This is a genomic window from Mesorhizobium sp. M1142, from assembly GCF_040318565.1.
Taxonomy (GTDB): Bacteria; Pseudomonadota; Alphaproteobacteria; order Rhizobiales; family Rhizobiaceae; genus Mesorhizobium.
In genome coordinates this window covers 42,656-55,936 of record NZ_JAMYMK010000016.1, presented here as the reverse complement: position 1 = coordinate 55,936, position 13,281 = coordinate 42,656, and the positions used below count along the sequence as shown (strand labels likewise).

The 13,281-nt window shown below is 57.9% G+C and carries 12 protein-coding genes and 1 pseudogene; 7 read left to right on the top strand and 6 right to left on the bottom strand.

Annotation, left to right across the window (positions count from 1 at the left end; genetic code table 11):
- The first annotated feature begins 77 nt into the window (after positions 1 to 77).
- The 5 genes and pseudogenes from cysT to NKH42_RS23170 all read left to right on the top strand — a co-directional run.
- Positions 78 to 932 carry a sulfate ABC transporter permease subunit CysT gene (cysT, locus tag NKH42_RS23190; protein WP_352507972.1) on the top strand — a complete coding sequence of 285 codons (855 nt, stop codon included), beginning with the start codon at positions 78 to 80 and terminating at the stop codon, positions 930 to 932.
- A complete protein-coding gene (locus NKH42_RS23185) occupies positions 925 to 1,170 on the top strand; it encodes a hypothetical protein (RefSeq protein WP_352507971.1) in 246 nt (81 codons plus the stop codon). Before cysT ends, NKH42_RS23185 begins: the two co-directional genes overlap by 8 nt.
- Positions 1,171 to 1,273: 103 nt before the next feature.
- Positions 1,274 to 1,555: an exopolysaccharide production repressor protein gene (locus NKH42_RS23180; RefSeq protein WP_352507970.1), complete on the top strand. Its 282-nt coding sequence runs from the start codon at positions 1,274 to 1,276 to the stop codon at positions 1,553 to 1,555.
- A 478-nt stretch (positions 1,556 to 2,033) separates the two neighbouring features.
- The gene (locus NKH42_RS23175; protein WP_352507969.1) at positions 2,034 to 3,911 is read left to right on the top strand and encodes a Wzz/FepE/Etk N-terminal domain-containing protein; all 1,878 of its coding nucleotides are present in this window, start codon (positions 2,034 to 2,036) and stop codon (positions 3,909 to 3,911) included.
- Between the two features lie 86 nt (positions 3,912 to 3,997).
- A pseudogene (locus NKH42_RS23170) lies at positions 3,998 to 4,172 on the top strand (IS21 family transposase); the annotation flags it as partial.
- Between the two features lie 56 nt (positions 4,173 to 4,228).
- Here the strand turns inward: NKH42_RS23170 and NKH42_RS23165 are convergent.
- The 5 genes from NKH42_RS23165 to NKH42_RS23145 all read right to left on the bottom strand — a co-directional run bounded on the left by NKH42_RS23165 (position 4,229) and on the right by NKH42_RS23145 (position 11,139).
- The gene (locus NKH42_RS23165; protein ID WP_352974466.1) at positions 4,229 to 5,332 is read right to left on the bottom strand and encodes a glycosyltransferase; all 1,104 of its coding nucleotides are present in this window, start codon (positions 5,330 to 5,332) and stop codon (positions 4,229 to 4,231) included.
- 34 nt (positions 5,333 to 5,366) lie between these two features.
- A complete protein-coding gene (locus NKH42_RS23160; RefSeq protein ID WP_352507966.1) occupies positions 5,367 to 6,350 on the bottom strand; it encodes a glycosyltransferase family 2 protein in 984 nt (327 codons plus the stop codon).
- Complete coding sequence (locus tag NKH42_RS23155; RefSeq protein WP_352507965.1) at positions 6,347 to 7,627, bottom strand: O-antigen ligase family protein; 1,281 nt, start codon at positions 7,625 to 7,627, stop codon at positions 6,347 to 6,349. The genes NKH42_RS23160 and NKH42_RS23155 overlap by 4 nt, the downstream gene beginning before the upstream one ends.
- A gap of 665 nt (positions 7,628 to 8,292) precedes the next feature.
- Positions 8,293 to 8,973 (bottom strand): class I SAM-dependent methyltransferase, encoded by a 681-nt coding sequence (locus NKH42_RS23150; protein ID WP_352507964.1) that lies wholly within the window; start codon positions 8,971 to 8,973, stop codon positions 8,293 to 8,295.
- Between the two features lie 105 nt (positions 8,974 to 9,078).
- Positions 9,079 to 11,139: a hypothetical protein gene (locus NKH42_RS23145; RefSeq protein WP_352507963.1), complete on the bottom strand. Its 2,061-nt coding sequence runs from the start codon at positions 11,137 to 11,139 to the stop codon at positions 9,079 to 9,081.
- A gap of 169 nt (positions 11,140 to 11,308) precedes the next feature.
- Here NKH42_RS23145 and NKH42_RS23140 point away from each other — a divergent pair, with 169 nt between their 5' ends.
- Positions 11,309 to 11,797: a hypothetical protein gene (locus NKH42_RS23140; RefSeq protein ID WP_352507962.1), complete on the top strand. Its 489-nt coding sequence runs from the start codon at positions 11,309 to 11,311 to the stop codon at positions 11,795 to 11,797.
- Positions 11,798 to 12,335: 538 nt separating this feature from the next.
- Here NKH42_RS23140 and NKH42_RS23135 read toward each other — a convergent pair.
- Positions 12,336 to 12,566: a hypothetical protein gene (locus NKH42_RS23135; protein ID WP_352507960.1), complete on the bottom strand. Its 231-nt coding sequence runs from the start codon at positions 12,564 to 12,566 to the stop codon at positions 12,336 to 12,338.
- Between the two features lie 84 nt (positions 12,567 to 12,650).
- Here NKH42_RS23135 and NKH42_RS23130 point away from each other — a divergent pair, with 84 nt between their 5' ends.
- Positions 12,651 to 13,277, top strand: coding sequence for a hypothetical protein (locus NKH42_RS23130; RefSeq protein WP_352507959.1), 627 nt, complete (start codon positions 12,651 to 12,653; stop codon positions 13,275 to 13,277).
- Positions 13,278 to 13,281 lie beyond the last annotated feature (4 nt).

The following is a 13,281-nucleotide window of genomic DNA, read 5'->3' as shown; positions in this document are numbered from 1 at the left end:
CGTCCGGCGCTATCACTTCGCGGAGGAAGGCATCTTCGACCAGATCTGCAAGCTGACCCAATGGGCAACAGGGTATCATGACGATCGCTCGCGCCGTCGCCGCGCGGTGGCGGTTCAGACAGCCGAGCGTCATTCCGGGTTTCGGATTGACGCTCGGCTTCTCGCTTGCCTACCTCACCCTCATCATCCTCATTCCCCTGTCCGGGCTGATCTGGCGCTCGGCGGCGCTCGGCTGGACCGACTTCTGGGCGATCGTCACCGATCGCCGTACTATCAACGCGCTTGAAATCAGCTTCGGTACCGCCTTCATTGCCGCCGCCGTCAACGTCGTCTTCGGCACGATCGTCGCCTGGGTGCTGGTGCGCTACTGCTTTCCGGGCCGCCGCATCGTCGATGCCATGGTCGACCTGCCCTTCGCACTGCCGACGGCGGTGGCCGGCATCGCGCTGACCACGCTTTATGCACCGAACGGCTGGATCGGCAAATTGCTGGCGCCGCTCGGGATCAAGGTCGCTTATACACCGCTCGGCATCGTCATTGCGCTGGTCTTCATCGGCTTGCCCTTCGTAGTGCGCACTGTCCAACCGATCGTGGAGGAGATCGACAAGGAGGTGGAGGAAGCCGCCGCCACGCTTGGCGCCAGCCGTTTTCAGATCATCACCCGCATCCTGTTTCCGGGCCTCGCGCCGGCCATCATCACCGGCTTTGCACTGGCCTTCGCACGCGGTGTCGGCGAGTACGGCTCGGTCATTTTCATCGCCGGCAATCTGCCCTACAAATCCGAGATCGCGCCACTGCTGATCATCATCCGGCTGGAGGAATACAACTATCCGGCGGCAACCGCGATTGCAGCGATCATGATGGTGCTGTCATTCTTGATGCTCTTGATCGTCAACCTGGCGCAGTCATGGAGCCGCAAGCGTTATGGCTGACGTGGCCATCGCATGGCCGATCGGGAGCGACACCGCCGACCAGCGAGCGACCGGTCGCGCGCTACCTGCTCATGGTCGACCAGGCATCGAGCAAGGGCTTCGGCCATTTGGTCGAAACGCTGGCCATCTGCGCGAGCACAAGAAGGAAGGCCTGAGTGGCATTGGTCGCATGGGGCGCGGCCGCCATATCCGCCGAAAGCGTCTTGGCAAAGGTTGGGTTTTTATTCGCATCTCCTAATATTTGATCGCTCTAACCCGTTCCGATATGTTATGATGGTCAACGCGTTGAGGGCTGAACAGCCAAGGAGCGCGTCGCGCGAGCGGCTGCGAGTGGGACGGCGATGTCCTTTTTGCTTTTTTTGCGCGGCTTTATCATAGTACTGTCGGCATTCGCCATCAGTATATATTTGCTTACCGCCTCGCTCTGGAGTACGTTTGTCCAAACGTTAATTTGTGGGGTCTTGATACAGATTGGGTACTTTGTTGCTGTCATGCTGCTAGTGTGGCGCTCGGTCTCCAAAGAATCCGTGATTCCGAAGCCAAATACCCCACGCGATGAGTCCGAAAGGGAGCAACTGCCGAGCCACTTAGTGAATAAGGTGGACCACTCTCCGCCTTTATAGGGCTCTGGCTGTTTAGATTAGGACGATCAGCAGGATGACACCCCACATCACGATACAAAATGTGACTGCAACCTGTCTTATTCGGGCACCTGAGAGGTGTTCCGCGAGGCGCCAAATGCGCCCAGAACTCTTACGGTGATCGATATCGCGCGGCGGTGATCGACGAGTCATTCCAATCGACGTCCCTGTTTCCGCAGGACAGGCTCAACCTAGGCCCGGAATCTCTTGCTCAGATGTTTTGCCATTTGGCAATACGACCCGATTTCTTCCTTTAATTGGATCGCAGACGTGTAGCGGAATTGCAGACAGCATGGGCCGCGTGAGTTTCATTTATTGCAATCCGAGGTTAAGATTTTGCGTCTTTGGCGAGGAGCGGCCCCCCGGCGTCGATACTGAATTTCGAGACAGTCAGACAATGTGGTATAGTATTTGTCACTACCTATACGCTGCCAGTTTCATCCCACGGGTTTGAAGGCTTATGCTCCGCGAAGTTGAAAATCAGCACCCGGATTCTGCCTTCATTTTTGGCGATCCTCAGCCGGCAACGATTGATCTCGAAACACTCGTGGCGGCAGCGCGACGGCAGTTGAGGTTCGTCCTTACTTGCGCTCTCGTAGGCCTTGTGCTGGGGTTGGCGTATCTTCGGGTCGAGGTGCCCTTGTACGAGTCGACGTCCAGAATCCTGATCGACAAGGACCAGCCCTCCGTCGTGACGAAGTTAACAGAGAGCGGAAGCTCCACACAGCTTGACCCGATGATGCTGAGCCAGGTCGAATTGTTGCGTTCCGACCGCATCGGGCTAAAGGTCGTTGACAGCCTCGGTCTTGCTACCAATCGCCCTTTCTTGTCAGCGCCGTATTCGTTGCTCAACAGTCTCACAGGATCGGTCGCTCGGGTGGTGCGGTCATTCATCGGCAGTTCCGACGAAAGCGGAGCGCCGGCGAAATCGAGTGCGGCGCGAGGACCCGATCCTCGGTGGCAGGCATTTGACATTCTGGCTGAGAATATAACGGTAGAGCGTGTAGGCAATTCTTACATTCTGCAAGTCCAATTTTGGTCGCCTAGCGCTGAAATGGCGCAAAAAATAGCCAATAAGTATGCGGAAATCTATATCTCTGACCAAGTCGGAGCCAAAGATGAGTCGATTATCCGAGCTCGCAGTGCACTGGCGGAAGAGCTCGAGACAGTGCGGAAGCGATCGGTCGACGCCGAGCTCGCAGTCCACAGGTTCCGAACAGACAATACGCTGACCAAGGAAACGCTGGTTACCTTGAGCCAGCTCGAACTTGAGGCGTCCTCTCTCAAGTCGCAATATGAACAGGTCCTGCAGCAGTACCAAGCGAGCCTGCAGAACTTTTCGATGGCGTTGACGGAGGCGCGGGTTATCTCGGAGGCACCATACCCCAGCAGCCCGAGTTCTCCGAACAGCCGTCTTTCGTTGGCGGTCTGCGTCGTGCTCGGCGGCATGATTGGCGCCGGTGTGGGCGGAGTTCGAGAGTACCGGGAGCGCTTTTTCCGCACGAGGGGTCAAGTGCGCGATGAGCTCGGACTTGACACGCTCGGAATGATCCCGTTGCTGGACGGAAAGCCAATTCGCCGAAACAAGCGTGATCGTGCGACCGAAGAGCCGTCATTCATCGAGGTGGGGAACAGCGCTTTCAACTGGGTAGAGCAACATCCGCGCTCGGAATTCGCTGAAGCGATGCGAACGGTGAAAGTCGCTGTTGATGTCGAGTTACCAGGGAAGAGCACCAAGGCGATCGGCATCGTTTCCTGCCTCCCGGGAGAAGGGAAGTCTCTGGTCGCGGCTAATTTTGCGATGGTTCTCGCTATGCAGCATTGTAGGACGCTGTTGATCGATGCCGACATCCACAATCCGGGCTTGTCCCCTATGTTAGCCAACGGCTGGGAACGAGGCCTGGCCAACTTGTTGGCTGGACAGTTCAACGCGAGAGATTTGCTGGCCCATCAGTCATTGCCATTGCGGTTCCTGCCCGGCGTGAACCAGAGCCAACAAAAGCTCGCAAAGAGCGTGCAGCCTATCGAGAAAATGGGCGACTTTCTGCTCAAGGCGGGCTCTACGTTCAATTACGTCGTCGTTGATTTGCCCCCGTTGGCTCCAGTCGCGGACGTGAGGTCCTTTGTCCAGCACCTCGACGGCCTTATTCTGGTTGTTGAATGGGGCGTGACCGCTCGTACATTCGTGCGCGAAAGCCTCAACAACAATCCGATCCTTGCGGATAAATGTATTGGCGTTCTGCTTAACAAGGTCGATCTCAAAAGAATCAAGCTGTATCAAAAGTTCGGCAGTGCCGAATTTTACAGTGAACGTTATAATCAGTATTACCAGACTTAGTTGTGGAGCAAGCATTTTTTGTCTTATGCAGATAGCCCAAGGAGGGCTTTGACGGACAAACTCCTCGAATGCCGAGAATGACGACGGCTTATCCGCGCCAGATTCAGGAAATGGTGTTCGACGAGCATGACCGGGCGTTCGCCTGAATATGGCGGTGGAGATGGTGTTCGTCGGCAAGGACCGGCAATACAATCCCGAGCGCTGGCATCGGGCTGGGAGAGGCGCCAGGTCGAGAACCATGTCAGACAGGTGCGATGCCGAGCCGTCAAAATTCACGATCGGCCCGGCTATCCTGGTCGCCAGTCCTTTGCCGGTCCTTACATTCCGCCACCCAACACCGCCGTAGCGCGGACACGCAAAGCACCCTGCGAATAGGCCTCCAGCATATCCTGTCGTGCCTGCATTCCAATCCTATTGCAGAGCGTTTCATCGCCCGCCAACACCAATGCTTGCATTACCGCCATCTCCGCTGAGGAAACAGTAAGCTTCAGCATATTCTCTCCATGCTTGCCGTAATCCCGGATACCGCCGACGTCGGTCGCGATAACCGGAAGGCCGGCAAGCATCGCCTCGGCGACGACGATGCAGAACCCTTCCGTATCGGACAGGTTGATGAACATGTCACGATCACAGGCTAGCTCGGACCAGCGCGCGACATAGCCATGGAAATGCACGCGATCTCCAATGCCGAGCTCATCCGCCTTGCGCGAAAGCGCCTGCCGTTCCGGCCCGTCGCCGTAAAGATCGAGGCTTGCCGAAACGCCCCGGTCTTGGAGCATTCGGATGGCCTCAATCAGGCGGTCAAAATTCTTTCGCGCCATAAGGCGTCCGGCTGCAGCAAGGCGCAAGGGTGTGTGAAGCGCGTAGTCGCGCTTGTGGGAGGAAGCCTCATCGGCACGAAACAGAGGCACCACATGCGACCGGCGCCTGCGGGGCAGGAAGTATGCTTGTGTCTCCCGGAGCGTATTTTCGCAATCAGCCCAGATTTCGTCGACACGCCAGGACAGCGCCTTGAGCACAGGGCCATAAACGCCTTCGGCACGCCGGGAGCGGTAACGGGCGATGTGCTCGAATGAAACGCAGCGAAGCCGAGGAGCGAACATCGCAGCGAATCGTCCCAGGAGATTGGCCTGCTTGAGCGACAACACAACCATATCCGGCCGCCACTCCCGGATGAGGCGTAACATTACAAAGAACGTGCTCACGAAGGTGCGCAAGGAAGGCTCTTCGCTCTGCGACGTCAGGATAAGATTGTGCTCTCCGACCTTTGCGGCGATTTCATCGGCAAGAGCCCCGCGACCACGGCAACAGGCTAGAATCTTCAGCTCATGCCCGCTGAAAAATCCTGCTTGCAGCAAAGTCAGCAGCCCGTGCTCGGCACCACCGGGATCGAAGCCGTTGATGAAGTAAAGAATTCGCATGTGATACGGAAGCGTTCCCGATTGCCTTGTGCCTCTAGCGCTGAGCGCCCCGATATTCGTCAATGCCGCTCCCTTTGCGCAGGGCGCGGTAGAACAACAGCTTGGCTGCGCGGCGCACCTGGGGCTCCACGCCCCTCGGCAGGACGCAAAGAAGGATGTAAACGTAGACGCGCCAGGACAATGGATCGTGCCACATCGCGCGAATGAGCAAGCGCGCTCCGCGTTTCTTTTCGCCTTGAGCCACGCAATCATTGCCCGCCTTTGCGTACAAACGCGCGTTGCGCCGACGCGCGAGGTGCGTAAGTTCCGGCCGTCGCATGACCCATTCTCGCGTGAGGCGTTCGGCTACCGGCAGAAGCGCGTCGAGTCTGCGGGTTATATTCGAGCCATGGCGCCGTTTATAGACGAGTGCTTCGGCCACATGTTGAAATGTCCAACGCTCGGCTGCGCGCATACAAAACTCTGTATCCTCTCCAGCCCTGAATGCCTCATTGAATAACCCGATATCTTCGACCATCTCCCGCCGCATAACCATACTGGAAGGAACAATCGGCCCGTCAAGCAGAAAATATGTCGGCAACGTATCGCATTGGTCCGCGCGATAGCGGCGCACGGCGACGTGTAGAGCATCGGACAGATCCGGCGCGGAAAAATCGACAAGATCACCATAGACAAGACCTGCCTTGCAGCCATTGCCCAAGACGGCTAATTGACGCTCAAGCTTGTCCTCGGCCCAGAAGTCATCGCCGTCGAGAATTGCAATAAGATCACCGGTAGCATGTCCGATGGCAAGGTTCCTCGCCGATGAAGGCCCGATACCCGCCGTCGTCAGGACATGTACGCGCGGCTCCCTGCGACCCAGCGATGCAATCACTTCCGACGAGCCGTCCATCGAGCCATCATTGACAATGATGATCTCTTTGATGTGGCTCGACGCGGTCTGATTGATCACGCTTTCCACTGCCTGCACGATGAAGCGTTCTTCATTGTGGCATGTCAGGACAACCGAAACACTCATCTCGTGTTTCCTGACAAGGGGCTCCCGAGAAATCGAGGATGTGTCATGCTCCTGGGGTGGCTCCTCCGCATCCTGTGCAATGATAGGCAAAGCCCGTGCCGCGTCAATTCAGGCAGGAGCGAGACAAGACTCAGCGTGACGAAAGCTCGTGTGCCGGAGGCTTCTGTTCCAACGTAAAAGGCGCAAGGAACAAGGAGCACGAGGGGCAGAAGCCGTGCCTGGGCCGCTCCGATCAATCCGTGAGAAAGGGCCCAGCTTAGAGTACGGCTTAAGCGAAACCATGCAGCAATCCATATGAGAACATAGAGGCTGAGCCCAATGATGCCGTTCTCGGTGAGGATGCGTTGAAACTCGCCATGTATCCCCAGCCGCAACTCGCCAGGAAGTCCGGTGAAATCCGTATCGATAATATTCTTGAATTGGTTCGTACCCACGCCCATCAGTGGATGTTCGGAGATGAGTTGTCTGGACAGAGTGAAAGCAAACGCGCGCTGGACATTGCTCGGGGTGTCTCCAGGGGCATATTTCCCCGTCGCGGCCAGATATTCGTATTGCCCCATGCTCAGCGGATCGAGAATGGTCTGCATTTGCCTCTCGACATAGGCGTTATCCATCGTGGTCGATAACATGAAAAGACCCACGAAGCCGGCGGCGATCGCTGGTACCATCGCAGCGAGCCGTCCGCGCATCAGAAGCGCAGCGGTCAGAAAGAGAAAGATCAAAAACGCCTTGCGTTCCCCGGATAGCAGGAGCAGGGGAAGTATCCCTGCCCATGCAAACCAAAGGGCGCGCCGCTTGGCCCGTTTGGCGAAGAGGAGGAGTCCCGCGAGCGCAATTGGAAGGAAGGTGAATACGAGCCTTGGGTCGGCCAAGTGCTTCCAGCCGACCGAGTAGCCATGAGCCACATGCCAGGAGATCGTATAGGCGAGAATCAGCACCATGCCGAAAAGCAAGATGTTGACGGCCTTCTGCGCCCCGAGCCATCTAGCCTCCTGTGCGATGGCGAACGCAAAGGCGCCCACGGTGGACATCTGCAACAGCTCGCGCAGGCCGTTCTTCGCGTCCACGCTGAAGGCCGAGACCATGTGCCAGCCGAAGAAGGGCAGGAGCAGCAGAAAACCGGCTGAAAAAGCCAAATTTCGCCAACGCCCCGTCGCCACGCCAAGGATGAGCGCCAGCAAGGCGATCAGCTCGAATGGACGCAGCAACACAAAACCCGTCTCGAGCCTGATTGGCAGGAAGAGGCTCAGTATCGCGAATGTGAGGAGATAACGCATCACAGCCCCCTCGCGGCGCGATATTCTTTTAGCATGTTCTCTTTCCCGGAAACAGCACTTGTTGGATGTATCAATGCCAGCCCGCGGAGAAACACTTCACCCTGCTCCAGCCGACGACCCCATCGTTCCGCCCGCTGTGGCAATCGCATATCGAAGAGGTTTCCGCCTGTTGGGAAAGCTCACCCTCCTCGGCTGCGGGGAGGCTTACTGGTGGCAGAACTCATCAGCAGTCCGACGAGAATGGTGACGCATCCCGACGGCGTGCGGTCGATGCGGCCTAGCCGACGGTCTCGCTCTCCGGTGTCCAGGCTTCTGGCTGGTTGAGCACAGAGATGGCAGCGAATCTTATGCCCGGTATCCCGCGAACTGAGCTCATAGCTTGTGCCGGTTTCGTCCACGATCGGAACGCCGTCGCGATACCAGAGACACTCTATTGCGACGCAATCACGTTCGATACGACAGTCAGCTCTTGGACTGGTGAAGCCTCGCCCGAGAAGACCGGCAATGCGCTGAATTCCGGCGGGACATCAAGGGGGATGGGTCCGCGCAGGACTCAGTGCACTCCATTCAGTGCGCAGAATTCAGTGCGCAGAAACTCTTTGAGAAAAGCAAGGGACATATCCGTGGCGGTGGTTCAATCTCACGTCAGATACGATCGCTCGTACTTATCGCCGGAAGCACATAAAAGCCTGAGAGTTTAGGACCGGGCCCAAGCCCGGAAATGGAGAATATCCGATCGAGATCGGGGCGAAGCGGCGGGCGAGCCTCTGCCGAAGCACCCTGTAGTCAAACCCCTTGTGATCGAGATAGGCGCCGGACTTGCTCCGTGGGACCTGTTGCCACAGAATTGCCGCACGGAATAGCTCCCAGGCGCTGTATCGCCATCGCGACTTGTTTATGAAAACGGCGTTGGGGTACTTGAGCAAGAGAATAGGCCCAACCATAATGGGCACGGAGATGATCAGAACTCCACCAGCCCGAAGAGAGCGCTCACAGAACGAGATGAACTCCTCTAATACGTGGTCGTCGACATGCTCGAGGGTTTCAAAGGCAAGCACCGCGTCTAGTACCTCATCAGGTATCTCTCCCAGGCTCCCTACCGGCGTGAACGATGGGGCTTTTGGCGTCACATAGGGATCATAGCCGTAAAGCGGTCCTTTCCAGCCCCGGCTGGCCAGCGTGTTAAGAAAGTCGCCTTTGTTTGATCCGAACTCGAGGATAGCGCTGCTTGGAGTGAGATGTTGCTTCACAAGTCGGATACCCCTCTCATGCCGGCTTCGCTGCGCAAGCCGTGCAACCGGGTTGGGGCTATTCACCGTCAAGCGGTCATAGCTGAAGGGGTTCATATGTTTCTCCCGGGGCGAAAGCAACTAAGAGGTGACGTTGCCGCCTGTCCTTTTTTGCTCGGGCAGATGATACCATATCCAAGCCGCGAAAGCTCATTTGCACGATTACCCCTCTATGAGGTCCGCTTCGGCTGTCCAGGCTTCCGGCTGATCAAGCAAAGAGAGCGCACGCACCTGGCACCGGATCCTGTGCCCAGCATCACTTGCATTGATCTTGTATTTTGCACCAGTTTCGCCGATGATGGGAATTCCGTCACGATACCAAAGGTACTCGAGAAGCGACGCCGGCACATTCGGTTGTACGCTCAGCGTGCTTCCGATGGAGGCAGAGCCGGAAAGCTCAGGCAATTGCCCGAAGCCCGCAGGCACCTTGGCAAGGTCCGACTCCTTCTGGCGGACCCGAATATAGTCTATGACCATGTCGTAAGTTTCGGATGGATCCGGCAAAATTCCGCCCTTGCCGGATCGAAAGCCCAAATTGACCATGATGTATTTTTGCGCGGCAAGCTCCGGCGTGGTCGCACAACGTGCCACTTCATAGCCATCAATCACGAAGAATGTGTAATCATCTTCGATCTGCGCGTACCACGTATGAAACTCGCCGTCATATATGTCTATGGCGTTGGGGAAGCCGTTTGCTTGGTCGATCGGGTAGCCGGCGATCTTCCGGCGAACGTCGGCGGCGGCGATTTGGGGATCGAGATAGGCAAGCGCCGGCTTATGCACATGCTGGCTGATATTGATCCACGTCCCGTCCTTCCCCCCATATTCCCAAAAGTCAGTTTCCAGACGATTCCGCGTCCGCCAAAACAGGTGCTCCTTGCCATAGGCCCAGAAGGCAGGAAAGAAGCCCGGACGCGGCGCGGAAAGCTTCGGGAACTTGGCGCGGATCTCGAAGATGCCTTTTCCCCACCACCGACCTTGGCCGTTGTTGTTGACCGACGAAAACGCGCCGGTCCTCCAAACCTTGTTGTGGACGAGACGGAGCGACAGTGTGTGGCTGTCCGCATCGTGAATGTATGAAGACGGCGTCTTGGAAATCCGCTGTGCCTTGGCATCCCCGCCGATATTGGTGAGGTGCGTCGGCGCGAACCAGCCGCTGCTCTGTGCGCCTGTCAGATCGTCGACAATGGTGTTGGTTTCGAAATCGTCGAAGAACACCGTCGTATAGCCGCCGATGTCGGGCGCCGCCTGACCGCGATGGGCTTGGTTCGTCCTTTTACCAACCGCCGCCCAGCTTGCCCAGGCCTGCGTATCGAAGGCATAGCGCGCGGGATTGTCGTTCGCATCCACGGCTGAGGGAGGGCTCTGGCGATAAGGATGATCGTCGGGCAGGGCGGATTGCCGGCCGACGCGCCACATGCCCCATCCCATCAGCTTATCGATCTGCGAGTCATTCAGTTCGCTTTGTCCGATGATGACGCAGTCGATCGCGACATCGGCCCTCATCGGATTGTTCACATCGCCCATGAAGCTCTGCGATTTCATCCGGTTGGGTCCCAATGCATAAATCGTCTGGCCGGCCGTCTTGACCCCATTCAATACGGCCTGCATCACGAATCCGCGGCGGTACCCGACCATGACATTCCAGTCGCCAAAATCCGTCGAGCATTGCCCTTCCTCGCTCTTAATCTTACCGTCATCGATCTGCGAAACGAATGCGCCTGCCGAAGGCCTGAAACAGACCCGCGGTTGGCGATGCACCGAGCCACCCTCCGCTCCATTGACGCAAAGAACGGAAACGTTATTCGCATCGGCGTTGACTGCCGAATTGCACCGGGCGATCACGAGCCACCACCGGTGGAGATAGGGGGCATCCTTATCGACGGGCCAGGTCAACGCCTGTTTCGTGTCCTTCTTGAAGAGGACGCCGCCGCTATTCGGAAGCTTTGTCGGGCGCAGAGAGGGCTCGGCTTGCACCGCAGCCACCGGCTTCACGCCGCCGGATTGCCAAGAGGAGACTTCGCCTTCGGCCAGATCTTCCTGAAACCAAGATTTCACAATCATTTCCGGGAACAGACCAGGATGCCAGGAGTGAGCTTTCGGCTGCGAGCCTTGCGCCGAACCGGCGGCGCGAGCATCCCGTCCTGGGCGACCGGATGCCGCCAGCACAAGGGCGGCGCATGCGGCCCGCGCCAGATCCCGGCGAGAAATGCGGTTGGTCATTGTCGTGTGCCAATAATTGCTGGTTTCGGGATGAGACTCCGCATGGACACCCGTTACTTACTATCGCGCTTCTCCTCACAAGCTCCGCAGCATATCATAGGTTCCAGTTTAGCCTTTCAACGACAGCCAGGGAAGTGGGTCGCGCCTGATGCGATAACGGAGAAAGCAGATGCAGACCGCTGACAGGATCGGTGCTTCGCCTCCCACCAGGCCGGGCAAAGCTCTTCCGCCCAATGCGCTTCTATTGAATTGCTTTGGCCGAGGTGGGTCAAACATTGTCTGGAATATCATCGGCAGCTCGCCGGATGTGTTGATGCCATACCGCGAATGGCATGAGGGAGTGTTCGGACGCTTCTACAAGCTGCGCAAGGCTGCGTGCCATATTGGCGGGGCCGTCAACTGGGCATCTGTTCCCGTCTTTTGGCGTCATATGCGCGCAGCGACTGCCGAGACCGTCCGCCCCGGGGAGCGCAACGAAAAGTCCCAAGCACGGTACGTCGTTTTAAAGGTGATGGATTACTACATCGCATTCGACGACGCGATTGCGCGCGGCTTTGCGGAAGCGCGGAACCTTGTGCTTACGCGGCATCTGCTGCCGATGTGCGAAGGGCTGATCCGCAGCGGTCTCAGCGAGGCGCGCGCGATCAGATGGTACTAGCCTGATGTTTAAAGCTTCGGGGAAACCGTGATGCGCTATTGCTTCGATTCGAGGACTTGGTCCGATCACCGGAGGCCTTTGTCACAAGCCTTTACGAAGCGCTCGGCACAGCGGCAGCGGAGGACGGAAAGATCCGGTTCAAGGTTAAATCATTTGGGACGGGGCGCGTGGCGAACGCAGATGCCGCAACTGGCGAAAAGCTGCGTATAAAATTGGATGAAACAGCCGATCACATAGCACCAGACGTCAACACCCGAGCGGTTGCCCGCCTCGATCGTTCAGCGCGACAGCGGCTTTGGACAGGCACAGGCAGACCGCGGAATTGTTCGGCTATGGAGCCGACAACTTCTGACCCGTTCGTTCAAACGTAAGCGGTCTTCTGGAGACACCTTCGGGGGCGGGCCTGAGGGACAATGTTCGAAGTCTTTGAGGGCTTCGACACATGACGATTTCAGAGCCTCCCGCTGCACGGTGTGCTTGCGAAACGCCACACGCCCTGATCGCAGTAGTAGGCCTCGGGATAGCTCTGGCGCTCCGTCTAAATCTTGCGAGCGCCGCCGAACGCCTCGATCAAACCGGCGGAATTGATCTGGAGAGCGCGATACGGATGATCATTCGCCGCTTCCCAGACCGCCGTTACGGAGTCGAGATCGCGGCGCGGGCGGCGAGGATGGGATATATGCACCATCGGCTTGCCGCGCAGCGGAAGAATGCTATTGTCGATGATCGACTTGGAGCCGGCACGGGCAGTGACGATAGCGATGTTCATCGGGCGCTCTTACAGCTCTATTAGTTGCCGGCCGCAGACAGAGAGTTTGACCTGCCCGAGCAAAATGCGACGGATACTCGGCACATGGGCGGCACCCTAGCAACGCTGCGCGGCCTCCTCTTCAAGGTGGGAGCCCTGCGTCCGTTCCAGCGTGATGTGGCGATTGCGTGGCTTCGCCACGACAGCCGGCAGGTCCACCTGCAGGAGGGCTACGGCGGGCAACCGATCGAGCGCTTCCCTCCCTACGAGTTCTTTCGCCGCTACACCTTTGGGGATGTCGACGGTGCGAAGGCGGCGTTTCGCGCATGGTACGTCGAGCAGTTTCGCAAGTACCAAGGCGTTTCCAAGGCGAAGGGCGGCCTTCACAACGGCTCGCTGTATCGCCAGGTCGTGGTCGAGCACCAACGCGCCGGCATGGTGCTCGCGGCGAAGCAGCCGGTCTTTCAGCAAGACCTTGTCGAGCGCGCCATCGATCAGCGAGTCGACGAACGCTTCGCGTTTTTCGCGAGCGTAAAGGATCGCGGGTATCAGCCCGAGGCGTCGGATCCAGTTTTCGGTGTGTTGCACGACGACGACGACACGGTCCACCTCATGGGCGGACACCATCGCGCGGCCGCCGTGCTTGCGCTCGGCCACGAGACGCTCTCGCGCGTTACGGTCCTCACTCCGCGCACGCGCGCCCTGTTCTCGCGCCTGAGGATTGTGAGGTGACGCC